Here is a 24737-nt window from a genome sequence, read left to right as displayed (position 1 = left end):
CTCGCCAGGGACCTACAGCGGCAGCCAATCGGTCGTGAAGCCGGGGTCCGTGAGGTGCCAGCGTTGCTCCACGTCGCCGTCTCCGTACTGTACCTCGACGACCGCGTCGAACAGGGGTTCGACCGACCGGACCGTCTCGGAGTCGTACTCGACTGGCAGGTGGTAGTGGGCCATCCCGTCGAACCGTTCGACGGTCTCGGTCAGGCCGAGCAGGAACCGACGGACGTCTCTCTCGTCGTGGTCGGCGACCAGCGGCGTAATCGAGTCGAAGCAGAGTCGGAGTTCCGCCGGTGAGAACCCGTTCGGACCCGGATCGAACTCCGCGATACTCTCCTCGACGGTCTCCCCCAGTTCGCGCAGGTCGTCGCTCTCCACGCTCACGCGTCGGAACGGCGGACCGTCGTCGTCGAGTCCGTCGGCGGCGCGACTCCCGCGCACGTCGGCCTGCCAGTCCACGACCAACGCCTCGTCGCCGTGCAGTCCCGACTCGACGGACGCGAGTTTCGCGTCCGCCGCTCCGGGTCTGGCGTCGGTCGTCACGAACAGACGGTACCGCGGTCCCGCACTCGACTCTCCGAGTAACCGTTCGCAGGCCGCGTCGAGCGCCTCGCTGCCGACGAGCAGGATGTTGCTCCCGTTTCGCTTCAAATTCGCCAGCCGACGCCTGAATCGGACCGTCGCCTGACTCCCCCTTCGTTCCTCCCCACACATTGATTCACCAATAAAGCTAGCGCGTACAATAAGTGTTTCGGGCAGGTGAAACGCCGGTTCCGAGTCGTCGGCAAGAAACGTGGGTGAGCAGAGGCCTTTCGGACCCCGAGTGACGAGACACAGGCGATGACTGACCATCTGTTCAGTTCACTGTCGATTCGCGAGACGACGGTCCGAAACCGAGTGATGGTATCGCCGATGTGCCAGTACTCCTGCGACCGAGATGGACTGGCGACCGACTGGCACGAGGTCCACCTCGGTAGTCGCGCGACCGGCGGCGCTGGCGTCGTGATGACCGAGGCGACGGCGGTGGAACCACGAGGTCGCATCACGCCCAACGACCTCGGCATCTGGAGCGACGACCACGCCGACGCGCTCGCGCCAGTCGCCGAGTTCGTCTCCGAGCGCGGCGCGACACCCGCCATCCAACTCGCCCACGCCGGACGCAAGGCGAGCAAGACCCGACCGTGGGAGGGGAGCGAACCGCTCGCGCCGGACGAAGGCGGATGGGAGACGCTCGCGCCGAGCGCGGTTCCCTACCCATACGAGGACGGCGAGGCCGAGACCCGGAAGATGACCCGCGAGGACATCGAAGACCTGAAGGACGACTTCGTCGCCGCGGCCGAACGCGCGCTCGACGCGGGCTTCGAAATCGCCGAGGTCCACGCCGCCCACGGCTACCTGCTCCACGAGTTCCTCTCGCCGGTCACGAACCGCCGCGAGGACGAGTACGGCGGCGACTTCGAGGGCCGAACGCGTCTCCTCAGAGAGGTCGTGGCGGCCGTCCGTGAGGTCTGGCCGGGCGACCGACCGGTCTTCGTCCGGGTCTCGGCGAGCGACTGGTTGCCGGACCGCGAGTCGTGGACCGTCGAGGACACCGAGCGCCTCGCGCCCCTGCTCGCGGACGCGGGCGCGGACCTCGTGGACGTGAGTTCGGGCGGCACCCACCCCGACCAGCAGATTCCCCAGACGGGACCGAACTATCAGGTGCGCTACGCCGAACGCGTCGGCGAGGCGACAGAGGCGCTGGTGGGTGCGGTCGGCGGCATCACCGAGGCCGAACAGGCCGACGCCCTGATTCGCAACGACCGGGCGGACCTCGCCATCGTCGGCCGCGAACACCTCAGAGACCCGTACTTCGCGCTCCACGCCGCCGAGAAACTGGACGCCGACGAGGTGGAGTGGCCGATTCAGTACTCGCGCGCGGCGAAGTAGGTCGGTGCGACGGACGGTCAACGCTCCGCGAGAATTTTGTGGAGGGTAGCCACCGCGGCGGCCAGCGTCGCGACGAGACCCGCGATGACGACGAGAGTGCCGAGGAGGAACCCGAAAGGCGTCATTCCGGTCGCCACCGACTGACCGACGAGCGTCAATACCCATCCGACGACGAGGACGCCGTAGAGCTTCAGAAACTCGTCTCGTGTGGCGTATTCGAGGGCATCGCGGGCGGAGATTCGGGACATATCTCGACGTGTTACTCGCCCGACCAAAATGCTTCGCAAACGGTGCTGGCTCTCCTGCGACCCCGTCTCACACCGGAGCAACCTATTTGTCGGACCGGGACGCGCCCTACGCCATGGAGTACCGGCCGCTTCCGGACGACCGGACGGAGCAGTTTCAGGAGTACATCGAGTACGCGTTCAGTCCAGAAGACGGCCCGCAGGACGAGTACGACTGGGACCCGGACGAGCAACCCGGCGACGAGCGAGCGCTGTTCGACGGCGACAGCATGCTCTGCGTCTGTCGGCACTACTGGTTCCGGACTCGCCTCCGGGGTCAGCAGTTGGAGATGCCCGGCCTGTCGGCGGTGGCGTCCCCGCCCCACCACCGTCGAAAGGGCCACGTCACTCGACTCCTCGCCGAGTCGTTGCGGGAGTACCGCGACCGCGGCGACGTGCTGACGGCGCTCTGGGCGTTCGAGCATCCGTTCTACGAGCGACAGGGGTGGGGGTTGGCGAACAAGTGGACGCGGTACGAGTGCGACCCCGAGGCGCTGGGGTGGACCAGAGACGACTCCCTCGCTGGCGGAGAGTTCCGCCCAATCGACGCCGACGAGTACGAGCGCCTCGACTCGGTCCTCGCGGCCGCCGACGAGGGGTACGAACTCGGCATCGAGCGAACGGAGGACTGGTGGCGCGAGCGCATCTTCAGCGGGTGGCAGACCGACCCCTACGCGTACGGCTGGGAGTCCGAGGACGGCGAACTCCGGGGCTACCTCGTCTACCGCGTCGAGGACGAGAGCGAGGGGAAGCGGCTTCACGTCTCCGACTTCGCGGCCGCCGACCGCGAGGCGCGGGTGAACCTGCTTCGGTTCCTCGCCGACCACGATTCGCAGGTCGAGCGAATGAGTATCAACCGCCCGCTGGAGACCACCCTACTCGACTCGGCGACCGACCCCGCGGACATCGACTGCGAGGTCAAGCCCGGCCCGATGGTCCGACTCGTGGACGTTCCGGCGGCGTTCGAGGCGCTGGAGTACCCCGACGCGCCGGACGCATCGTTCACCGTCGCGGTCTCTGACCCCCTCGCCGACTGGAACGACGGCGCGTTCCGGGTCCGAGTCGAGGGCGGCCGGGCGACCTGCGAGCGGACTGCGCGAGACGCGGAGGCCGACGTCGTCACCAGCGTCTCCGCGCTCTCGCAGGTCTACGTCGGCTATCACTCGGTCGCGGACGCGGAGTCGCTGACCGACCTCGACGTGCGGACGCCCGCCGCGCGCGAGACGCTGTCGGCGATGTTCCCCGAGACCGAGGTCTTCCCGCGCGATCACTTCTGACTCGACCCCGGAAAGCGGCCAAACTCTTTACGCCGCGACACGTATGACCGACCATGAGAGACGACCGCGACGACCGGCGCGACCGGGACGACCGGCGTACACCCGGCGACCGCCGCGACGTAGTGGACCCCCGAGACGCCGAGACCCCCGACGACCGACGCGACTCCACGGACCGGCGCGACCCCGAGAAAATCGACGAGCGCGTCGCCGAACTCGAAGCGCGAGTGCGCGAACTCCGCGACGAACTCGGCCGACCGCCGGAGGGACCGCTCGGCCTGCCGCGACCGCCGACCCCTCGCGAAGTGCTGTCGTTCACCGGCGAGTACGCGATTCCGACCGCCATCGCCGTCCTCGAAGCCAACGTCCGCGCGCTGAAGGCGCTCCAGCAGGTCGTTCGAGTCATCGACCCCGAGCGGAGCGTCGTGAACGAGGAGCGCGACCGCCTCGAAAGCCGGGCGGCCGACGCGAGCAGACTCACCCTCGACAGACTGGAATCGGCGCTCGAAGACGTTGAGACCACGATTCGAGAGAGCGACCTGCCCCGGGAGGACGAGGCGCGGGGCATCCTCGACGACGTTCGGCGCATCAACCGGGAGATACGCGACCGCGTCGAGAACGAGCGCCGGGACGTGGACGAGGCCCGCCAGCGCGAACGCGACATCAACCGCGAGCGGTACGACACCGACTCCCGGCGGGGCGAGTCGGACGCAGACCGCGAGCGAACCGACCGCGACCGCACCGACACCGGTCTCGACGGAGGGACGACCATCGAACTCACCGACGAGGGTGCGGACGACGACGAACGCGGACGAGAGCAGGACGACGGTTCGGGCGAGGACCGAGACGGCTCCGGCGACCGCGCGGAAGTGGACGTGGAGGCGGAACTGCGGTCCATCAAGGACGAAATCGAGGACCGGAAGAGCGAGAGCGCCCGGCCGACCGGCGGTGCGGACGACGCGGAGGAGACCGACGGTGACGCGGCGGAAGACGAAGCCTCCGACGACCTCGAACCCGGAGACAGCGATTCCGACGACGACTCGAACGACGAGTAGTTACTCGGCCACCGGTTCCCGGTCGCGGAGTCGCCGGTAGAGCCGTCGAGCGAGCGACGGACGAGACCGTCTCGGCCGGGCCGCGAGCCACGCGACCGTCGCGACGCCGACCCCGGCGGCGAGCATGGCGTAGTTGGCGGCGTCGTTGGTCGCGCGAACGACGTCCAGCGTGTAGAGCGCGGGCGAGACGGGGTAGAGCGGCATCACGCCCCACGGATTGATGACGTCCGCGAGCAGGTGGGCGACGACCGACGACGACCCGAGAAAGAACGCCCAGAGCGCACCCCGAATCGCTTCGCGGTGCGGCCGGTGCCGGAGCGACGACGCCACGACCAGCACGCAGAAGACGCCGACCGCCAGCGCGAACCAGAGGGTGTGGGTCACGCCCCGGTGGACCAGAAACTCGAACTGGCCGTCCAAGTCCGGGAAGAGCGTGTACGCGAGGACGATACCGCCGCCAGAGAGCGCGTCGCGCTCGTAGCCGCGAGACGAGAGTCCGTACCCGACCACCGCGTAGAGCGCGAGCGCCATCCCGTAGTGGCCCGGCGGGAACATACCGGAAGCGGTCGCGGGTTCAATGTTAATCTACCGGTTTATGGGGTGTTGGCGGTCGAACACGCCGGGCGGGTGTCGGCCGCTGGGGGCGAGGCGAACGAGATGCTTTCGAGTGGATGCCGATGCCCACCGTCGTCTCACTTCCGGACCAGTCCCTCCACGGTGCCCGTCATCACCGTCTCGCCGTTCTCGTTCTCGCAGGTGACCGACGCGGTGAGGTCGTAGCGGTCCTCGTGCTCTTCGACCGTCTCGACGGTCATCTCGCAGGTCACGGTGTCGCCGGTGTAGACGGGGCGGAGGAACTCGAACGTCATCGACCGCCCGAGGACCTCGAAGTCACCGCCGATTTTGGTGGGCATCGTGGCCGTGAGCAGTCCGTGAACCAGCAGGCGGCCCTCCTCGTCGGATTCGAGGTGGCGTGGCTGTCGGTCGCCGGAGAGTTCGGCGAACTGCCGGACCTCCTCGGGCGTGAAGGTTCGCTCGAACGTTCTGATGTCGCCCGCCGCGGGTGCAGTCATCGGCGTCCAATTTAGCGCGTAGGATACTGGAACTAACGATTCGAGGACACTCTCGGACAGGGTCGTTCGGCGCTCGACCCGACTCCCCGCGTTGCGGAACGTGTCAACTGAACCGGTAGAATTAAGTAAATGTGTAAAGCACGCTTTACTGTAAAGGACGCTTTACGGAAGGTCCTTCAGCCATCGACCCATGACCCGAAACCCTTCGCTCCCGACTGACTGCTCGGCCTGCCGCCGAACGCGTCACCACGTTTCGCGACGGTCAGGTTGCCGTACGGTCGTCACCGCGTCGCCAGCATCGGATGCCGAACGCTCCCGACAGCGACCCGCTCATCCATGACCAATTTCGACAGACGGACTCTCCTGACCGCCGCGAGCGCGGGACTGACGGCGTTCCTCGCCGGATGCCAATCGTCCGGACCCGCGCCGTCAGACCCGACCGAAACTACGGAGACGACCTCGGCCGCAACGACGACCGCAGAACCGACGGAGACGACGACGGCCCGCACGACCGCTGACCCGGCCGAACTCGAACGCCGGACGAGGAAGTTCGTCGGTCTCATCGACGAGGGTTCCTACGAGACCGCCCACGAGCGATTCGGCCCGAAGGTGGCCCGACAACTCAGCCCGGAGCAACTGAAACAGGTCTGGACGAGGCTCGAAGAACAGAACGGGGCGTTTCTGTCGCTCTCGAACTTCGAGACCGGCGAGCAGGGCGGATACGACGTGGTGACGGCCATCGCCAACTTCGAGCGCGGCCAGCGGACGGTCGTGCTGGCGTTCGGCGCGGACGGCATCACGGGCTTCCGCGTTCGCCAGACGGCGGCCAACTGGTCGCCGCCGTCGTACGCCGACGAGTCGGCGTTCACCGAACGGTCGGTGTCGCTGAACGCGCCCGGCGACTGCTCGCTCGGCGCGACCCTGACGGTCCCGAAGGGCGTCCAAGAAGCACCCGGCGTCGTGCTGGTCCACGGACAGGGGCCGAGCGACCGCGACGGGTCCATCGGTCCGAACAAGCCGTACAAGGACCTCGCGTGGGGACTCGCCTCCCGGGGCGCGTCGGTCCTCCGGTACGACAAGCGCACGCAGGTCTGCGACGTGGACCTCGCCGAGATTACCATCGACGAAGCGGTGACCGACGACGCGCTGACCGCGGTCGAGCGACTGCGCGAGACGCCGACCGTCGCGTCCGACGACGTGGTCGTAGTCGGCCACAGCATCGGCGCGACGCTGGCACCCCGCATCGCCGCGCGCGACGGCGAACTCGCTGGCGTCGTCATGCTCGCGGCGCTGGCCCGGTCGGCACCCCGGGCGATACGTGACCAGAACCTGTATATCGCCCGACGCGACGGCACCGTGACCAACGCCGAACAGCAGCAACTCGACAGGGCGAACCGGACCGCCGAGCAGATACGCTCGCTCGACGCCCCCGACGACGAGGTCATCTACCTCGGTGGCGACGAGTACTGGCGCACGCTCCGGGAGTACGACGCCACCGCGACCGCGAAGGGTCTCGACGTGCCGCAGTTGTTCCTCCAAGGCGAGCGCGACTATCAGGTCACGGTCGAGGACGACCTCGCGCGGTGGAAGCGGGCGCTCGGCGACCGGTCGAACGTCACCTTCCAGCGGTACCCGAAGCTCAACCACTTGTTCATGCCCGGCAGCGGCAAGCCGGGCAACGAGGAGTACTTCCAGCAGAACAACGTCGCCGAGGCGGTCGTGTCGGACGTGGCGTCGTTCACCGAACGCGTCACCGGCGACGGCGGGTGACGCGGGGTTTTACTCCGGAAGCCTCGGCGTTCGCTCAGACCGATTCAAATCTGTACCCATCCCACTCGTGACTCTCCTTCTCCCGGATTCCGGCGTCGGGGTCGCGCAACTCCTCGGCGTAGACGGGGCGGACCTCGTCGCCGATTTCGACCTCGGTGTCCTCGGTCAGTTGGCCGATGGCGCGCACCGACTCGCCCTCGACACGGAACTCCACGATGGCCAGCGAGTTCGGTTGGCGGACGCCGGGCGGGGTCGCGGTGCTGGTCGTCCACGTCACGACCGACCCGGTCTCGTCGCTCAGGTCGATGGTCTCGGTCTGTTCCTCGCCGCACTCCGGGCAGAGTTCGTGGCCCGGATACGTCAGGTGGCCGTTCGGACAGCGGTGTGCGTTCAGCCTCATCTATGGCTCCTCCAGAATCGTGGTGGTCACGCAGTTGCCGAATCCGCCGACGTTGCAGGCCAGTCCGACCTCGCAATCGACCTGTCGGTCGCCCGCCTCGCCGAGCAACTGCTGGTGAATCTCGTAGGCCTGTGCGACTCCGCTCGCACCGAGGGGGTGGCCCTTCGACTTGAGACCGCCCGAGGTGTTGATAGGCAACTCCCCGTCGCGGTCGGTGACGCCCTCCTCGACGGCCTTCCAGCCCTCGCCCTGCTCGAAGAAGCCGACTGCCTCGCTCTGGAGGAACTCGAGGATGGTGAACATGTCGTGAAGTTCGGCCACGTCCACGTCGTCCGGGCCGCGTCCGGCCATCTCGTAGGCGTCGTCGGAACTCTCGACGGCCGCGCCCATGACGGTCGGGTCGTCGCGCTCGTGGACGACGTGGGTGTCGGTCGCACCCCCGATGCCGGAGACGACGGTGTACTCGTCCTCCGGGACGTACTCCTCGGCCACGGACTCCGGACAGAACAGCAAGCCCGCGCTCCCGTCGGTGATGGGACAGAAGTCGTAGAGTCGCAGGGGGTCGGCCACGATGGGCGACTCCATCACGGTGTCTAAGTCAACTTCCTTGCGGAACTGCGCGTGGGGGTTGTCGAGTCCGTTCTTGTGGTTCTTCACCGCGACCTTCGCCAGACTCTCGCGGGGCGCGTCGTACTCGTGGAGATACCGACGCGCCGTCAGCCCCGCGAAACTCGGGAGCGTGACGCCGTGCTTGTACTCCACCGGGTGGGTGAGCGAGGCGATGACGTCGGTCGCCTCGGCGGTCGTCTTGTGTGTCATCTTCTCACCGCCGACGAGCAGGGTCAGGTCGCTCGCGCCGGAGGCGACCGACTGCCACGCGGCGTAGATGCCCGCCCCGCCCGAGGCGGAGGTCTGGTCCACTCGCTGCGTGTAGGCGGGGAGCGCGCCGAGGTCGTGAGCCAGTGCGTTCGGCACGCCGGTCTGGCCCTCGAACTCCCCGCTGGCCATGTTCGAGACGTACAGGTGGTCTACGTCGTCGGGGGACGCGCCCGCGTCGGCGAGACACTCGCGCCCGGCCTGCGCGAGCAACTCGCGCAGCCACGCGTCGCGCTCGCCGAACTCGGTCATCGACGCCCCGATGATTGCTACGCGGTCCATGCGTTTGCGAAGGCGGAGTAGGGGTTTATAGCTCGGGGATGACGCATCCGCTGGTGACCGGGGAAGGCTGATTGGGCCGGACGCCATACGTCGGGACATGGGGGAAGACAAAGACATCAGCGACGTTTCGGGGCTTCCGGACGAACTCGGTATCGACGAGGACCTCGGTAGGGCCGAGCAACGACTCGCGGTCAGGGTCGAGGAGCGAACCTACGGCAAAGCGATGACCATCGTAGAGGGGTTCGACGACTCGTCGGTGGACGTCGGCGACCTCGCTTCGACGCTCAAGAGCCAACTCGCCACCGGCGGTACCGTGGACGAGGGCCGCATCGAACTACAGGGCGACCACCGCGAGCGCGTCGGGGAGATTCTCCGCGACGAAGGGTTCAACGTCGGCGAGTAACCGCACGTCGGACGGGAGTCGAACGCCGGAGGGGACGTACGGGTCCGAGACGTAGGGGTAGAGATACCGAATCCAGAGCGCGTCCAGCGGCGTGCGCCACCCGAGCGCGTGACTGAGAACGTCGTCCCACGCCACGAACAGGCCGACGACGAGGACGGTCCGTGCGAACAGTCCGTAGCGCCACCAGAACGGCCGGACGACCGAAATCGCCGTCGCGCCGCCGAGCAGGACCAGCACCCCGAACGCGCCCACCGCCGGGTAGTAAGGCCACGTCAGGGCGAACGAGAACACCGACAAGAGGGTCAGACCGGCGACGCCCCACGGTGCCGACTCCGAGTCGGGGTCGCGCACCATCAGACAGACCAGCAGTATCAGCAGGACGCCGATGTAGAAGTGATGAGGTCCGAACACCGCCCCGTCAGGTTCCGCTTCGGCGGGGAAACTTCCGAACACAGGACACGTACGACGGACCGAAATATAAAATTCCGGGTAGAAATTGAAACGCCTCTCGGAACTGAGGGATACGCGTGATTCCGTAACTTCTTGGCGTCGTCGGACGCGAATAGGCGTATGCTCCCGAACGTACACGTCGTGGCGACCGGTGGCACCATCGCAAGCACGCCAGACGAGGACGGGGCGGCCCCGAGTCTCGACGGCGAGGACCTCCTCGACTCGGTTCCGGACCTCGCGGCCCACGCCGACCCGAGCGTCGAATCGGTCTCGCAGGTCCCGGGATTCGACGTGGACTTCGAGATAATGGCGACGGTCGCCGAACGCGCCCGCGAGGCGGTCGAAGACGGGGCCGACGCGGTGGTCGTGACCCACGGGACCGACACCATGGCCGAGACGGCGTACTTCCTCGACCTGACCTGTTCGCTGTCGGTCCCGGTGGTCGTCACGGGCGCACAGCGACGACTGGACGAACCGAGTTCGGACGCGCCCGCGAACCTGTTGGCGGCGGTGCGCGCGGGGACCCACAGACGAGTTGACGACGGCGTCTACCTCGCGTTCGACGACGAACTCCACGCCGCGCGCGACGTGCGGAAGGTCCACACCCACAAACTCGCGGCGTTCGCCTCGCCGAACGACGGCCCGGTCGCCACGCTGACCCGCGACGCAGTTCGGTTCCACCGCGACCCCGCCAGCGAGTCGGTCCACCTTCCGGTTGCTGACGGAGCGGCGTCCGTCGAAGTGCCGGACGCCCGCGTCGAGATAGTCGTCTCGGCCGCGGGCGTCGACGGCGCACAGGTCGAGCGCGCGGTCGAGGCAGGTGCCGACGGTATCGTAATCGCCGGGACCGGTCTCGGCAATACGACCGGCGAACTCGGCGCGGCCGTCGTGGACGCCATCGACGCGGGCGTTCCGGTCGTGCTGACCTCGCGCTGCGGCGCGGGGACGACCGGGGCGGTGTACGGGACGGCGGGCGGCGGCAAGACCCTGCAGGACGCGGGCGCGATTCCGGGCGGCGACCTCGCGCCGTGGAAGGCGCGGGTGAAGTTGGCGCTGGCGCTGGAGGCGGTGGAGAGCGAAGGGACGGGCGACGACGTAGCGGAGTACTTCAGCGACGGATAGCGCGACGGTCGAAGCGCCGTCTGTGACTCGGACTACTGTGCGAGTCGCTGGTCCGGGGCACCCTCCTCGACGGCGGCCGTGTCGTGGGTATCCCGGTCGGTCTTCGACAGTTCGACCGTGAACACGCTCCCGTCGGGGCCGGTCTCTGTCAGTTCGACTCGGCCGTCGTAGCGCTCCGCGAGCGTCCGAACGAGGTAGAGACCGAGACCGTGACTGGCCCCGGTGTTGTCGCTGCGGTCGAACAGCGTCGCCCGGTCGTTCGCCGGAATCCCCGGCCCGTCGTCCGCGACGCGGACGAGAGCCGTCTCACCCGTCTCCTCGACGGTCACGCGGACCTCCGGACGCTCGGAGTCGTTGTGTTCGACCGCGTTCCGAAAGAGGTTCGAGAATATGCGCGCCAGAAGGTCGTCGGCCAACACGGTCACGTCGTCGGGTATCGACGCCTCGACCGTCACCGACTCGTACGTGTCGCGGAGTTGGTCGAGTTCGTCGGCGAGTACGTCCGAGAGATTCTTCGGTTTCGACTGGTCCGGTTCCGAGGTGGTCTCCAGCAGCACCTGCACGTCCCTGATGACGTTCGTCATGTCTCGGCCCTGCCGGTGAATCGTCGCGAGGTGCGCCTCGGTCGTGTCGTCGAGAGCGTCGTCGTCGAGGAGGATGGACGCGTATCCGGTGATGATGTTCGCGGTGTTCAGCACCTCGTGGCGGAGGAGTCCGTTCAGGTAGTCGAGCCACCGCCGCTGGCTCTCGGCCTCCTCGGCGCGTATCTCGGCCCGCTGGGCTTCGAGTTCGCGCTGGATGGCGCGCGCCTCGACGTACCCGACCAGCAGACCGCCCGCCGCGCCGACGTTCGCCGACCACCGTCCCCAAGAGAACCGGAACGCGAAGTCACCCGTATTCGTCAGGGCCATGATGACGACGTTGATACCGAAGAAGAACACCATCCCTCCCACGACCCACTTGGCGACCCGGAGATACCGGTCGGGCGAGAGGTCGGTCCGACCGAGCCAGTACCCACCGCCCAGCAGGGCCGAGATGAATATCGCGGAGACGGCGAACCCGGCGAGGAATCCCTTCGAGTAGAAACGCTGTACGTCGTAGACGACCACCTGTTCGGCGACGTAGACGAATAGGAAGAAGACCCCGAGACCGGTTACGAGAGCCGAACTCCACGCTCCGCCCGAATCCCCGGACCGGTTTCGTTCTCGACGCATACTCACGCCGTTACGTCCGTAGATGATAGGTCTTGTTGATAATCACTTCACAACATAGATGTGTACGAATAAATGTAGGTATATCTAACAAATAGTCACTCGCCGAACTGCTGTCGCTCCCGCTCCCGAAGCTCTATCCGGCGAATCTTCCCACTGGAGGTCGTCGGCAGTTCCGCGACGTACTCGATGCGGCGCGGATACTTGTACGGGGCCGTCTCCGCTTTCATGTACTCCTGCAACTTGTCGGTCAATTCCTCGCGCCCCTCGTAACCGTCGGCGAGGACGACGTAGGCCTTCACGACGTTGCCCCGCTCCTCGTGGGGACTCGCGACCGCGGCGGCCTCCGCGACCGCCTCGTGGCCCACGAGCGCGTCCTCGACCTCGAACGGGCCGATGCGGTAGCCCGACGAGATGATGATGTCGTCGGCCCGGCCCTCGAAGAAGTAGTAGCCGTCCTCGTCTTTCCGGGCGAGGTCGCCGGTCCGGTAGTAGTCGCCGTGGAACGTCTGCTCGTCCAACTCCGGCTTCTCGTAGTAGCCGTCGAAGATGGCGGGGCTCCCGACCGGGACCGCGATTTCGCCGGTCTCGCCCGCGTCCACTTCCTCATCGTCCTGCGTGTCGAGCAGAGTCACGTCGATGCCCGGTACGGGCTTACCCATGCTCCCCGGCTTCACGTCGATGCCGGGGTAGTTCGTCACGAGCGCGACCGTCTCGGTCTGGCCGTAGCCGTCTCGCGGCGTGACGCCGAACGCCTCCTCGAACTCCTGAATCGGTTCGCGGTTCAGCGGTTCGCCCGCCGAGACCGCCTCGGTCAGCGCGAGGTCGTACTCGCCCAACTCCTCGACCTGCGTGAACATCCGGTACTGGGTCGGCACGGCGCAGAGACGCGTCACGCCCTCCTCCTCCAGCAGGTCGAGGAAGGTCTCGGCCTCGAAGTCGCCGTCGTAGACGAACTGCGAGGCTCCGGTCGTCAGTCCCACGCCCACGGGACTCCAGAACCACTTGGCCCACCCGGTCCCGGTGGTCGCCCAGAGCAGTTCGTCCGAGAAGTCGGTGTCCCTGTCCACGCCCCACCAGTACGGACCGTTGACGAGTTCGAAGCACCGCATCCATCGGTGGCGGTGGAGGACGGGTTTCGGTTGCCCGGTCGTCCCGCTGGTGTAGTTGATGGACATCGGGTCGTCGGCCGAGAGTTCCGCCCCGTCGTGGTCGGCGTCGCGTCCCTCCAGAAGGTCGGCGAAGGCGTGCCAGTTCTCGCGCTCGGGGTCGCCGTCCGCGTCCAGCACGACGACGGTGTCGAGGGGCGTCTCGTCCAGCACGGGTTCGACCATCTCGGTGAGGTCGGCGTGGACCACCACGGTCTCGGCCTCGCAGTCGTTAGCCCGGAAGGCCATATCCTTGGGCTTGAGCATGGCCGAACAGGGGACCAGCAGCGCGCCGCGCGCGAGCGCCCCCAACTGGACGGCGAACGCGTCGGGGTGGCGCGGGAACAGGTGCATCACGCGGTCGCCCTCGCCCACACCGAGGTCGGCCAGCGCGGCGGCGAATCGGTTCTGGTCGTCGCGGAGGTCGGCGTAGGTCCGCTCGGCCTCGCCGCCCTCGTCGTCGCGGAACCTGACCGCGAGTCGGTCGCCGAACGACTCGGCGTGATCCTCGATCACCGCCGGGACGTTGTAGTCGTCCGGAACGTCCCACTCGAAGGCCTCGCGCTCGCGTTCGTAGTCGAGAGGCATATCTTGGAATCTCGACAGGCGGATATTTGATTGTATCGCCGAACCGGAACGCGGGACTACCGTCCGACGGATACCCCGAGTCCGGACAGCGAGGTATCCGACTCAGACCGCTCGCCCGCGCCGTGACAGTCCGACCAGCAACGACCCCGCGGCGAGCACGAGGACTGCCGCCGACAGCAGCAGCGTGGTGTACGTGAGGTTCAACACCAGCGGCGCGAACAGGACGAGCGCACCGACGACGATGAGTCCGACCCCGCCCCAGAGTTGCGTGGCGTCGTCCATGTCCGTCGTCTCACCGTCCGGTAACTTAGGTCCGATTGCCGCTCCCGCTGGTCTCCGGCGTCGGGGTTCGCCAGTCGTCGAGGTCGGCGCGTCGCCTCAGACCGGCCGTCCGTCCTCCGCGGTGCCGATTAGCACCGCACCGACGGCGAGACCGAGGACCGAGACTGCGCTCGCCTCGTAGACGAAGGGCAGTCCGAACGCGACTACGCCGAACAGCAGGATGCCCCCGAGGACGAGGAGTACGATGCCCACCTTCGATTGCGTGTCGTTAGCAACCATACCCGTCCGTTCGACGCCGACCCTCTTCGGTCCAGTTCCGGACATGTTCGCCCGGGACGACGAACCGAACAGACAACCTTTTAGGCCTACCTAAACCAACTCGTGGTAAGGAATGAGCCCGAGCGAGGACATCTGCGTCGTCGTCCCGACGATTCGGGAGTACGAGTGCATGCGGGCCTACTTCGAGAACGCCCGCGAACACGGCTTCGACTTGGACCGCCTGCACGTCCTGCTGGTCACCGAGGACTTCTGCGACACCGACGAGATGGCCGAGATGCTCGCCGACGAGGGCGTCTCGGGCGAAGTCTTCGACGCGAGTCGGCGCGAAGAGTGGTACGAGGCACAGGGCATCGGGGAGTACGACCACCTCGTCCCCGCCGCGAGTCACGCGGAGACGAGTTTCGGTCTGCTGTACATCTGGGCCAACGAGTTCGACTACGGCTTCTTCATCGACGACGACACCCTGCCCCACGAGGACTTCGACTTCTTCGGTCGGCACGTGCGGAATCTCGACTTCGAGGGAGAAGTCGAGGAGGTGTCCTCCGACGAGAACTGGGTCAACGTCCTCTACCAGAACTTCGAGGACCACGGTCTCTACCCCCGCGGCTACCCCTACTCGGCGATGGACGAGACCGTCGAAACCGGCACCGCGGCGGTCTCCGACGTGGTCGCTTCGCAGGGCCTCTGGACCAACGTCCCGGACCTCGACGCGGTCCGCATCCTGATGGACGGCGACCTGCAGGGACAGGCCCAGACGCGCACTACGACGGACGACTACACCGGCGACTTCGTGGCCGCGCGGGGGAACTACCTCACGGTCTGCTCGATGAACCTCGCGTTCGAGCGCGAGGTGATTCCGGCGTTCTACCAGTTGCCGATGGACGACAACCGGTGGAACGTCGGCCGGTTCGACGACATCTGGTCGGGCGTGTTCCTCAAGCGCGCCTGCGACGTGCTGGGCAAGACCATCTACAACGGCTATCCGCTGTGTGAACACAACAAGGCCCCGCGCTCGACGTTCGACGACCTGAACAACGAGGTGCCCGGTCTCGAACTCAACGAGCACCTCTGGGAAGTCGTGGACGGGACGGGGAGCGACGCCGACTCCTACGCGGGCGTCTTCGAGGCGATGGCCCGAGAACTCGCCGAGAGCGACTTCGAGGCGTACGAGAACGGCGAGTTCTTCAACTACGTCGGCGAGTACATGCTCGACTGGCTCTCGGCGCTGGACGAACTTCGACCGGTCGAGACGACGCCCGCCCCGGCCGACGACTGAGGTCCCCACGGACCCCGAATCGGTAGGTATAAGAGTTTTAGGGCAGCCTAATTCTAAACATGAGTAAGCGTCGCGGATGGACACGGCGTCGGCTTCTCGCGTCGGGTGCGGTCGGCGCGGCGGCCGGACTGTCCGGTTGTCTGAGTCAGTTCACCCAGCAGGACGAGAGCGGGTCGGACCTCGCGATTTCGGACTTCCGGGGGTCCGGTCCGCTGGTCGAATCGCGCTCCGCGCCGGGCGGCACGTCGATGGACGACCTGCCGGACCTCGACGGGACGCTGAACCTGTATCTCGGCGGGGGCGAGGGCGGTCTCTACGAGAACCTCGTCCGACTCCTCGAGCGAAAGTACCCCAACTTCACCGCCAAAGTTCGGATGGCTCCCTCGACCCAACTGGCGAACGAAATCATCGAGGTCGAGAAGGGCGGCGAAAGTCCCGCGGACGTGTTCTGGTCCATCGACTCCACGTCGCTCGGTCTCGTCGCCGACGCCGGAATCACGACGAAGCTCCCCCAGCGCGTCGTGAAGCCCGTCCCGAAGGGGTTCAAGGACGCCGACCGCTCGTGGGTCGGCGTCGCCGGACGCGCGCGGTCGATTCCGTACAACACCGACGAACTCTCGGAGTCCGACATCCCGACCAAGGTCGGGAAGTTCACGCAGAACGCCGGACTGAAGGGCGCGATGGGGTGGGCACCGACCTACGGCGCGTTCAAGTCGTTCGTCACCGCCATGCGCTTGCTGGAAGGTCCCGAGGCGACCAAGCAGTGGCTCCGCGGCATGCAGGACCAGAACGTCTCGCGCTACCCCGACGAGTTCCAAGTCTCGAACGCGGTCGCGGACGGCGAGATACAGGCCGGGTTCGCCAACCACTACTACGCGCTCCGAGTCATCTCGTCCCGGGAGAACGCCCCCATCGACCTCGCGTTCACGAAGAACGACGCGGGCGCGCTGGTCAACGTCTCGGGGTGTGAGATTCTCCAGAGTACCGACCAGAAGGAACTCGCGGCGGACTTCGTGCGCCACCTGCTCTCCGCGGAGGCGCAGGAGTTCTTCGCCACGCAGACGTTCGCGTACCCCACGGTCCCCGAGGTGTCGCCGGTCGGTCCGCTGCCGACCGTGGACGAACTCAAGCCGCCCCAACTCGACCTCTCGAAGCTCTCGAACCTCGAACCGACCCTCGAACTGATGCGCGAGGTGGGTGTCCTCTGATGGCGACCCGCGACCGTCTCCGGCGGGCCACCGCGAAACTCGGCGACGAGGAGTCACCGCCGGTCTCGCTGGTCCTGCTGGCGGGGGCGGTCGCCGCGGCGGTCGCCTTCCCGGTCGTGTGGCTCGTTCTCCGGTCGCTCGAAATCGGTTCTCAGCAGGCGCTCGACCTGCTCTTCCAGCCCTCGACGCTCGAAGTCGTGACTAACAGCGTGGCGCTCGTCGCGGGCGTCACGCTCGGGTCGGTACTCGTCGGCGTCCCGCTGGCGGTGCTCACGGTTCAGACCGACCTGCCGTTCCGCCGGTTCTGGACGGTCGTGGTCTCGCTCCCGCTGGTCGTCCCGAGCTACATCGGCGCGTTCGCGTTCGTCTCGGCCTTCGGCCCCCACGGCGTCCTCTCGGACCTGCTCGCGCCCCTCGGCGTCGAGTCGATTCCGACGATTTACGGGTTCGAGGGCGCGACGCTGGTCCTCACGCTCTTCACGTACCCCTACGTCTTCCTGACGACTCGGGCCGCGCTCCTGTCGTTCGACGGGACGCTGATGGAAGCCGCCCGGACGCTCAACCACGGTCGCTGGGCCGCCTTCCGGAAGGTCACACTCCCCCAGATAGCGCCCGGCATCGCGGCCGGGAGCCTGCTCGTCGCGCTCTACGCGCTCTCGGACTTCGGAACCCCGGCCATCATGCACTTCGAGGTGTTCACCCAGCAAATCTACGTGGCGATGTGGGAACCGAACTACGCGGCACTGCTGTCGCTCCAACTGCTCGCGTTCGCCGCGGTCATCCTCGCGCTCGAAAACCGCATCTCCGAGAGCGAGGAGGGTGCCCACGTCTCTCGCGGGTCGGGGTCGGTCCGCATCTCGCTCGGTCTCTGGAAGGGTCCGGCGCTCCTGTTCTGCGCGCTGGTCGCCACGCTGTGTCTGGTCGTTCCGGTCGGTATCCTGTTCATGTGGCTGACCCGGAGCGGTCCGGGCTTCGCTGGCGGCGGGTTCGGGTTCTCGTGGGTGTACGGCGCGAACTCGGTGTGGGTCGCGGCGCTGGCCGCGCTGGCCGCGACGCTCGCGGCGCTTCCCGTCGCCTACCTCTCGGGTCGCTCGGACTCCCCGCTCGCCACGCTGTTCGAGCGCGCGAGCTACGTCGGCTACGCGACCCCCGGTGTCGTGCTTGGTCTTGCGCTAGTCTACTTCGCGTCGTCGAACACGCCGGAGTTGCTCGGCGTCGAGGTGAGCCTCTACCAGACGATTCCCCTGCTGGTGTTCGCCTACGTCGTCCGATTCCTGCCGCAGGCGGTCGGGTCCGTCCGGTCGTCGGTCCTGCAGGTAGACCCGAAACTCACGGAGGCCGCCCGGACCCTCGGCGAGTCGCCGGGCGCGGCGTTCCGCCGCGTGACGCTCCCCCTCGTCCGGCCCGGCGTCGTGGCGGGCGCGGCGCTGGTCTTCCTGACGACGATGAAGGAACTGCCAGCGACCCTGCTCGTGCGTCCGACAGGTTTTGAAACCCTCGTCACCTACATCTGGCGAGTACAGGACGCGGGCTACTACGGACAGGCCGCCGTCCCCGCGCTCGCTCTCGTCGGCGTCTCCGCGCTCTCGATGCTCGTCCTCCTCAAGCAGGACGGCGGTCTGGTGCGCCAAGAGGGAGGGAAAGATGCGTAGCGAATCCACACACGACGACCCCGAAACGATGGACGGAACGGAACCGGAATCCACGTCGGCGACTGCACCGCGACGCGAGAGCGACGACCACCCCGACACCGACCCGGAGGCGGTGCTGGAACTCGACGACGTCGTCAAGGAGTACGCCGCCGAGACGGCGGTGGACTCGCTGTCGCTGTCGGTCCGCGAGGGCGAACTGCTCACCCTGCTCGGTCCCTCGGGATGCGGCAAGACCACTACGCTCCGGATGATGGCCGGACTCGACCGCCCCGACGCGGGCGAGGTCCGCCTCGGCGGCGAGGTGGTCGCCGACGAGACCCGGTACGTCAAGCCCGAGAACCGCGACGTGGGTCTCGTCTTTCAGGACTTCGCGCTGTTCCCGCACCTCACCGTGGCCGAGAACGTCGCCTTCGGTCTCACGGACGCCGACGAGCGCGAGACCGAGCGCCGCGTGGACGAACTGCTCGAACTGGTGGACCTCGCGGGCCACCGCGACGCCACGCCCGACGAGTTGTCGGGCGGTCAGCAACAGCGCGTCGCTCTCGCGCGGTCGCTCGCGCCCGAACCCGACATCCTCCTGCTGGACGAACCCTTCTCGAACCTCGACGTTCGCCTCCGGGTCGAGATGCGCGAGGAGGTCCGCCGAATCCTGAAGGAGGCGGGCGTCTCAGCCGTCTCGGTCACGCACGATCAGGAGGAAGCCCTCTCCATCTCCGACCGGGTGGCCGTGATGAACGACGGGCAGGTGGAACAGGTCGGCAAACCCGAGAGCGTCTTCGAGCATCCCGAGTCCCGGTTCGTCGCCTCGTTCCTCGGACAGGCCGGGTTCCTCTCGGCGTGGCACGAGGAGGGGACGGTCGTGACGCCCATCGGTAACTTCGCACCGCAGCGCCTCAACGGCCTGACGACGGAGTACGCGGGGACCGACCTCGACGTACTGGTCCGGCCCGACGACCTCCGAGCGACCGTCGTGGACGAGTCGGAGGCCGACGGCCACATCATCCACCGCCAGTACACCGGCCCCTCCTTCGTCTACCGGGTCGAACTCCACAACGGCGACGTCGTCCACTGCCAGCACAACCACGTCGAGGAACTCGACATCGGCAAACCGGTCCGCGTCGAACTCGACGCCGACCACACGCTGGCGTGGTACCCGCCGGAAGAGGAAGGCGAGTCGATTACCGAGCGCGTCTCCGAGACCGCGCGCTCCAGATGAATCGGCGACGCGAGCGATGTCGATGAACCGCGAGCGATTCCGTCTCTTCTCCGCGCTGCTCGCCGCGCTGGCGGCGGTCGTGGTCCTGCTCGTCGCCACTGAACTGTTCCCGTACCACACGACCAACCACGACGAGGCGGTCTACCTCCAGCAGGCCGCGATGCTACTGGAGGGCAAACTGTCGCTGTTCCCGCCGGTCCCGGAGTCGTTCCGACCGTGGTTCTTCGTCAGCGACGGCGGTCGGCTCTACCCCAAGTACGCGCCGGTCCCCGCGGCGATGTTCGCGGTCGGGAAACTACTCGGGAGCGCCCGGTTCTCGCTGGCCGTCGTCGCCGCGGCGAACGTCGCGCTGACGGCGGCCGTCGCCGCCGAGGCGTTCGACCGCCGGACCGGCCTGCTAGCCGGGGTGTTCCTGCTCGCGTCGCCGCTGTTCCTGATAGACTCGTCGGTGTTCCTCCCGTACGCGCCGACGACGTTCTGGAATCTGCTGTTCGCGTTCGCGTACTTCCGGAGCGCTCGGACCGAAGCGGCCGCGGGTGGACGGACCCGCGGGACGTACGGCTACGCCCTGCTCGCCGGTCTCGCAATCGGCGCGGCGTTCTTCGCACGACCCTACACTGCGGTGCTGTTCGCGACCCCGTTCCTCGTCCACGCGCTGTACTCGCTGGCTGTCGGTCCTCTTTCGGCGATTCGCGGCGACGTACGCCAGTCGTTCGGCCGTGCGTGGCGCGAGGTGCGGACGGTGCGACTCTCGCTGACCGCGCTCGGCGGTCTCGCGGGCGTCGCGGTCGCGCTCGGCTACAACGCCGCGGTGACGGGGTCGCCGTGGACCTTCCCCTACGAGGCGTTCGCACCGCGGGACGGTCTCGGCTTCGGCCACCGCGAGATTCTGGGCTACGCACGCAACTACACGCCGATGCTGGCGCTCCGGGCCAACGCCGAGGTAGTGACGCTGCTGTTCACCGAGTGGGTCGTCGGCGGTCCGGTCGGTACGCTCCTCGCGGCGGTCGGAGTCGGCGCGTTCGTCCGTCGCGTCTCGCCCGACTGGTCGGCCGAGTTCACCGACGCGCAGGCGACGGCCGTCCTCGCGGGCCTGTTCCTCTCGGTCGTCGCGGGGAACGTCTACTTCTGGGGCAACCTCAACGTCCTCGGGTCGCTGGCGAACCCCGACGACGGTCTGGTGGCCACGCTGGGACCGTACTACCACTTCGACCTGCTCGTACCGACCGCGGCGTTCGCGGCCCGCGGCGCGCTCCTCGCGTTCGACAGCGTGCGTGGGCTTGCGGCCGAGCGAGTCGAGCGCCCGCAGACGGTCGCCCGGTCGGTCGCGCTCGTGGGCGTCCTCCTGCTCGCGGGCGCGACGGCGGGCGTCCTCGCGCCGACCGTCGCGGAGAACGCCGAGATTACGGCCGAGTACGAACGGGCCTATCAACCGTTCGAGGAGCGCCACCTCTCGAACGCGGTGGTGTTCCTCCCGACGCCGTACGGCGACTGGCTCAACCACCCGTTCCAGCACCTCCGGAACGACCCCGGATTCGACGGGGAAACGGTGTACGCGCTGTCGGACGGTCCCGACGACATCGACGTGGTCGCGGCGTATCCGAACCGGACTTACTACCGCTACGGATACCGGGGCGAGTGGACGCCCGCCCACGGCGGGTCGGTGGACCCGACGCTCGACCGAGTCCGGGTGGTTCGGGGCGAACGACTGACGCTGAACGCCACGCTCGCGGTCCCCGACTACGCCGAGAGCGTGTCGGCCCGCGTCTCCACGGGCGGCGAGTCCGCCTACTACGCGGTCGAGGGGACGCCATCGAACCTCTCGGTCGCCCTCCGCGTGGGGAACGGGACGGCCCGATTCGTCGGACCCGGCGTGACGTCGGTCGGCGATACCGCGACGGTTCCGGTCGGGCGCGAGGACGAAATCGTCGTGCAGGTGTTCGTCAGCGACGCCGCGGGTGGGTTCTCCTATCGACTCGAACTTCCGGTCCAGCGCGCAGGGGAGTCGGTCGTCGCGCTCTCGCCCTATCGAGAAGTCTGTCTCGTTCCGGACGACTGCAACGGTGCGGCCGCCTACGTCGAGGATTCGATGCCCGACGGCATTCGGATGGAGACGACACTGCGAGCGAACCAGTCGGTCAGTGCGGCAGGGAGCGCCAACGCGACCGTTCGGACTGCATTCGTGGCACAATCCTGAAACCACGTCCGCGAGAACTCGTGTGCAGATGGACGAACTCGACCGACTCGCCGACCGCGACGACGTGGCGACCAGCGCGGAGACGATTCCGCTCGACGCCGAGGCGTTCGAGACGGTGCGCGAGAACGTCGAAGCGGGGTTCGACCGCTGGGTCGGCGCGCTGGTCCGGCACGGCGACGGCCGAGTCGCTCTCGTTCGGAACAGGTGGAGCGACGGCTGGGTATTCCCCGGCGGCGACGTCGAACGCGGCGAGTCGCTCCGAGAGGCGGTCGTGCGCGAGGTCCGCGAGGAGACGGGTCTCGACGCGGTCGTCGAGCGACCACTGGAGGTGTCCGAACAGACGTTCGTGGCCGACGAGTCCGACGGGTCGATTGGAGCGGAGAAGTCAGGAGTCTCCGGCTACTTCGTGGTCTTCGAGGCGCGGTCCGGCGACGCCTCGCTCGGCGACGACCTCGGGAGAGACGACGCCGAGATAGCCGCCGCCGCGTGGTTCGATTCGGTGCCCGACGAGTGTGAACACGCGGACATTCTGCACCGCCACTGCTGACGCTGGTCCTACCTCCGTGACGATATCTCTCGCGTCCCGAATTTGGCTCGGCCCTGACGGGCTACACGGACTGGCGGTCCCCGGCCCGACTCCGAGCGACCGCGAGAGGCGTCCGGGCCGGATTCGTACCGTTCTCGGAGATAAACGTTCGCCCGACCCGTCGCTCGCTAAATCCCCCAAGCAGTCCGCTATTCGGCCGATTGCTCCGGTCTTAACTCCGGAAGTCCCGCCTCGATTTCGTCGCGGCGGTCCTCCAACCACTCGGGGAGGACGAGTCGTTCGCCCAGTTCCTCTAGGTCCTCGTCCACCGTGTACCCCGGTTCCTTCGTGGCGAACTCGAAGAGGACGCCGCCCTTCGTGCGGGCGTACACCGACCTGAACCACTTCCGGTCGATTATCTCGGTCGGCCGGAGTCCGTGTTCCATCAGCACGTCGCGCCACGCCGACTGGTCCTCGTCGGTCACCTGGAACGCGACGTGGTGGACGGTGCCCGCGCCGGGTTGCCCGCGGGGTGCCTGCGGGTCTTCGAGGATATCGACCACGTACCCCAGTTCGCCGTCGGCCTCGTAGCGCCGCCGGTCGTGTTCGCTCTCGGTCTCACGGAACCCCATCGTCTGCAGAAGCGTCGCCGTGGGTTCGGCCGACTCCAGCGAGAGCGTCACGCCGAAGAAGCCCCGAATCGCGTGTTCCTCGGGGACCGGCCCTTCCGGCGGGTCGCCCGCGGGCGCGTCCTCGCGGGCGACCAGTTCCAACGGCAGACCGTCGGGGTCCCGAAACGGAATCACGGTGTCGCCGAACCGTTCGTGCGGGTCCTCGGCCTCGACGCCCTCGTCCGCCAGTCGCTCGACCCAGTAATCGACCGAGTCGGCCGGAATCAGGAACGCGGTCGTATCGACCTGTCCGGTGCCCACGCGCCCCTGCTGAGCGCCCTCGTAGGGGAAGAACGTCATGCTCGTTCCGGGACTGCCGCCGTAATCGCCGTAGAAGAGGTGGTACACCGAGACGTCGTCCTGATTCACGCTCTGTTTGACCAGTCGGAGTCCGAGCGTCTGCGTGTAGAAGTCGAGGTTCTCGCCGGGGTCGCTGGCGATGGCCGTGACGTGATGGATACCGGGGATGTCCGTCGGCATACGGTAACCTACCCGCGTTGTCGGAATAACTCTGGGGGCTTCTGGTTGGATGTGAAGGGATTGCTCGGGTAGTCACCTTCGACGCCGCCGCGCTTGCGGTTCGGACGTCCGACGCCGCCGTTCTTCGAGACAGACCGTCACGATGGACTTGGCGATGGCGAAACCGCCGGTGAAGGGATTTAGCTTGGTCTCGCCCGCGCGCTCGTCGTATTCGATGGGAATCTCGCGCACGTCGTAGCCCCGCATCAGCGGGCGAATCAGGAGTTCGGCCGAGAGTCCGGTGTTCTCGGTCCAGTCGATGTCCTCGATGACGTCCCGCCGGTACGCGCGCATTCCGGTCGTGGTGTCGTGGACGAGTTCGCCCATCAGGAGACTCGCCAGTCCCGCGAAGGCGTAGTTGCCCCACCGATTCAGGTCCGGCATCGCCTCGGCGCCCCAGTAGAGTCGGTCGCCGCTCACCACGTCGTGGCCCGCGTTTATCCAGTCGAGGAACTCCGGCAGTTGCTCCATCGGGTAGGTGTCGTCGCAGTCGGTGGTCACGACCACTGGCCGGTCCGGGGTCAGCAGGGCCTCGCGCACCGCCACGCCGTACCCCTGCGGTTTCTGCTCGACGACGTGAGCGCCCTTCTCGCGGGCGATTTCCGGCGTCCGGTCGGACGAGCCATCGACGCAAACCACCTCGGCGCGACCCCCGGTCACACGCTCTACGTCGTCCAGTACCGTGCCGATGGCGGCCTCCTCGTTGTACGTCCCCATGACGACGCTCACGTCGTCGAAGGTGTACTCCGCCGACCCCGAGGACCCGCCCGAATCAGCGTCCGCAACGTCTCTATCCATGCTGTCTATCGGTTGCGTCGGCGCGTATTTGAGCTTTTAGGTTCGCCAAAAACGGGCCGAGGTTCCGTTTCCCGCCTCGGTCGTCGTCCCCGGACCGAACGCGATGGTGTCCACCGTACCGCGTCCCGACTCCGAACGACGCGACGGCTATCGACCTCTCGGCCATCCCGACGACACCGCCCGCGATAGCGCCGAGAACCTGCCTCGGTCGGGTTCGGTCGGCGGGACCCATCTCGGTCCGAGACGCGTCG

General features: G+C 67.4%; 25 protein-coding genes. 12 read left to right on the top strand and 13 right to left on the bottom strand.

Annotated features, from left to right (window positions below):
• Positions 1 to 12 precede the first annotated feature (12 nt).
• Positions 13 to 711, bottom strand: a complete 699-nt coding sequence (locus tag NGM06_RS13530) for a DUF7504 family protein (RefSeq protein WP_254267467.1) — start codon at positions 709 to 711, stop codon at positions 13 to 15.
• A gap of 126 nt (positions 712 to 837) precedes the next feature.
• Between NGM06_RS13530 and NGM06_RS13525 the strand changes: the two genes are divergently transcribed.
• The gene (locus NGM06_RS13525) at positions 838 to 1926 is read left to right on the top strand and encodes an NADH:flavin oxidoreductase/NADH oxidase (protein WP_254267466.1); all 1089 of its coding nucleotides are present in this window, start codon (positions 838 to 840) and stop codon (positions 1924 to 1926) included.
• Between the two features lie 17 nt (positions 1927 to 1943).
• On the opposite strand, the gene NGM06_RS13520 is transcribed toward NGM06_RS13525, so the two are convergent.
• Entirely contained in the window at positions 1944 to 2174 is a 231-nt protein-coding gene (locus tag NGM06_RS13520) for a hypothetical protein (protein WP_254267465.1), read from the bottom strand.
• 113 nt (positions 2175 to 2287) lie between these two features.
• Here NGM06_RS13520 and NGM06_RS13515 point away from each other — a divergent pair, with 113 nt between their 5' ends.
• Together NGM06_RS13515 and NGM06_RS13510 are read left to right on the top strand one after the other, a co-directional pair.
• A complete protein-coding gene (locus NGM06_RS13515; RefSeq protein WP_254267464.1) occupies positions 2288 to 3487 on the top strand; it encodes a GNAT family N-acetyltransferase in 1200 nt (399 codons plus the stop codon).
• A 53-nt stretch (positions 3488 to 3540) separates the two neighbouring features.
• A complete protein-coding gene (locus NGM06_RS13510) occupies positions 3541 to 4539 on the top strand; it encodes a DUF7547 family protein (RefSeq protein WP_254267463.1) in 999 nt (332 codons plus the stop codon).
• On the opposite strand, the gene NGM06_RS13505 is transcribed toward NGM06_RS13510, so the two are convergent.
• Both NGM06_RS13505 and NGM06_RS13500 read right to left on the bottom strand, forming a co-directional pair.
• A complete protein-coding gene (locus NGM06_RS13505) occupies positions 4540 to 5094 on the bottom strand; it encodes a metal-dependent hydrolase (protein WP_254267462.1) in 555 nt (184 codons plus the stop codon).
• Positions 5095 to 5231: 137 nt separating this feature from the next.
• Positions 5232 to 5612: a MaoC/PaaZ C-terminal domain-containing protein gene (locus NGM06_RS13500; RefSeq protein WP_254267461.1), complete on the bottom strand. Its 381-nt coding sequence runs from the start codon at positions 5610 to 5612 to the stop codon at positions 5232 to 5234.
• A 336-nt stretch (positions 5613 to 5948) separates the two neighbouring features.
• Between NGM06_RS13500 and NGM06_RS13495 the strand changes: the two genes are divergently transcribed.
• Positions 5949 to 7382, top strand: a complete 1434-nt coding sequence (locus tag NGM06_RS13495) for an alpha/beta hydrolase (RefSeq protein WP_254267460.1) — start codon at positions 5949 to 5951, stop codon at positions 7380 to 7382.
• A gap of 34 nt (positions 7383 to 7416) precedes the next feature.
• On the opposite strand, the gene NGM06_RS13490 is transcribed toward NGM06_RS13495, so the two are convergent.
• Both NGM06_RS13490 and NGM06_RS13485 read right to left on the bottom strand, forming a co-directional pair.
• Entirely contained in the window at positions 7417 to 7782 is a 366-nt protein-coding gene (locus tag NGM06_RS13490; protein ID WP_254267459.1) for a Zn-ribbon domain-containing OB-fold protein, read from the bottom strand.
• On the bottom strand, positions 7783 to 8940 hold the full coding sequence (locus NGM06_RS13485) for a thiolase family protein (protein ID WP_254267458.1): 1158 nt from the start codon (positions 8938 to 8940) through the stop codon (positions 7783 to 7785).
• 97 nt (positions 8941 to 9037) lie between these two features.
• Between NGM06_RS13485 and yciH the strand changes: the two genes are divergently transcribed.
• Complete coding sequence (gene yciH, locus NGM06_RS13480; RefSeq protein ID WP_254267457.1) at positions 9038 to 9343, top strand: stress response translation initiation inhibitor YciH; 306 nt, start codon at positions 9038 to 9040, stop codon at positions 9341 to 9343.
• On the opposite strand, the gene NGM06_RS13475 is transcribed toward yciH, so the two are convergent.
• Entirely contained in the window at positions 9275 to 9796 is a 522-nt protein-coding gene (locus NGM06_RS13475) for a hypothetical protein (protein ID WP_254267456.1), read from the bottom strand. The two genes, yciH and NGM06_RS13475, sit on opposite strands and share 69 nt — an antisense overlap.
• A gap of 117 nt (positions 9797 to 9913) precedes the next feature.
• Here NGM06_RS13475 and NGM06_RS13470 point away from each other — a divergent pair, with 117 nt between their 5' ends.
• Entirely contained in the window at positions 9914 to 10915 is a 1002-nt protein-coding gene (locus NGM06_RS13470) for an asparaginase (protein ID WP_254267455.1), read from the top strand.
• 32 nt (positions 10916 to 10947) lie between these two features.
• On the opposite strand, the gene NGM06_RS13465 is transcribed toward NGM06_RS13470, so the two are convergent.
• From NGM06_RS13465 to NGM06_RS13450, 4 genes are all read right to left on the bottom strand, one after another.
• Positions 10948 to 12129, bottom strand: coding sequence for an ATP-binding protein (locus NGM06_RS13465; protein ID WP_254267454.1), 1182 nt, complete (start codon positions 12127 to 12129; stop codon positions 10948 to 10950).
• Between the two features lie 95 nt (positions 12130 to 12224).
• Positions 12225 to 13862 (bottom strand): acetate--CoA ligase, encoded by a 1638-nt coding sequence (locus NGM06_RS13460; RefSeq protein WP_254267453.1) that lies wholly within the window; start codon positions 13860 to 13862, stop codon positions 12225 to 12227.
• 102 nt (positions 13863 to 13964) lie between these two features.
• Positions 13965 to 14144 carry a hypothetical protein gene (locus NGM06_RS13455; protein ID WP_254267452.1) on the bottom strand — a complete coding sequence of 60 codons (180 nt, stop codon included), beginning with the start codon at positions 14142 to 14144 and terminating at the stop codon, positions 13965 to 13967.
• A 96-nt stretch (positions 14145 to 14240) separates the two neighbouring features.
• The gene (locus NGM06_RS13450; protein ID WP_254267451.1) at positions 14241 to 14423 is read right to left on the bottom strand and encodes a hypothetical protein; all 183 of its coding nucleotides are present in this window, start codon (positions 14421 to 14423) and stop codon (positions 14241 to 14243) included.
• A 112-nt stretch (positions 14424 to 14535) separates the two neighbouring features.
• Between NGM06_RS13450 and NGM06_RS13445 the strand changes: the two genes are divergently transcribed.
• The 6 genes from NGM06_RS13445 to NGM06_RS13420 are packed head-to-tail and all read left to right on the top strand — an operon-like array spanning position 14536 to position 22519.
• Complete coding sequence (locus NGM06_RS13445; RefSeq protein ID WP_254267450.1) at positions 14536 to 15699, top strand: alpha-1 4-glucan-protein synthase; 1164 nt, start codon at positions 14536 to 14538, stop codon at positions 15697 to 15699.
• Between the two features lie 59 nt (positions 15700 to 15758).
• Positions 15759 to 16907 (top strand): extracellular solute-binding protein, encoded by a 1149-nt coding sequence (locus NGM06_RS13440; RefSeq protein ID WP_254267449.1) that lies wholly within the window; start codon positions 15759 to 15761, stop codon positions 16905 to 16907.
• Complete coding sequence (locus tag NGM06_RS13435) at positions 16907 to 18559, top strand: ABC transporter permease (RefSeq protein ID WP_254267448.1); 1653 nt, start codon at positions 16907 to 16909, stop codon at positions 18557 to 18559. Before NGM06_RS13440 ends, NGM06_RS13435 begins: the two co-directional genes overlap by 1 nt.
• A complete protein-coding gene (locus NGM06_RS13430) occupies positions 18552 to 19775 on the top strand; it encodes an ABC transporter ATP-binding protein (protein ID WP_254267447.1) in 1224 nt (407 codons plus the stop codon). The genes NGM06_RS13435 and NGM06_RS13430 overlap by 8 nt, the downstream gene beginning before the upstream one ends.
• A gap of 22 nt (positions 19776 to 19797) precedes the next feature.
• Complete coding sequence (locus NGM06_RS13425; protein WP_254270032.1) at positions 19798 to 21972, top strand: ArnT family glycosyltransferase; 2175 nt, start codon at positions 19798 to 19800, stop codon at positions 21970 to 21972.
• 28 nt (positions 21973 to 22000) lie between these two features.
• Positions 22001 to 22519, top strand: a complete 519-nt coding sequence (locus NGM06_RS13420; RefSeq protein WP_254267446.1) for an NUDIX hydrolase — start codon at positions 22001 to 22003, stop codon at positions 22517 to 22519.
• A 188-nt stretch (positions 22520 to 22707) separates the two neighbouring features.
• On the opposite strand, the gene NGM06_RS13415 is transcribed toward NGM06_RS13420, so the two are convergent.
• A complete protein-coding gene (locus NGM06_RS13415) occupies positions 22708 to 23649 on the bottom strand; it encodes a ring-cleaving dioxygenase (protein ID WP_254267445.1) in 942 nt (313 codons plus the stop codon).
• A gap of 72 nt (positions 23650 to 23721) precedes the next feature.
• Positions 23722 to 24486 (bottom strand): dolichyl-phosphate hexose transferase, encoded by a 765-nt coding sequence (locus NGM06_RS13410; protein ID WP_254267444.1) that lies wholly within the window; start codon positions 24484 to 24486, stop codon positions 23722 to 23724.
• Positions 24487 to 24737: the final 251 nt, after the last annotated feature.

Origin of the sequence: Halorussus aquaticus (assembly GCF_024218795.1) — an archaeon.
Taxonomy (GTDB): Archaea; Halobacteriota; Halobacteria; order Halobacteriales; family Haladaptataceae; genus Halorussus; species Halorussus aquaticus.
The sequence above is the reverse complement of the archived record's forward strand: the minus strand, read 5'-3'. Positions and strand labels throughout refer to the sequence as shown.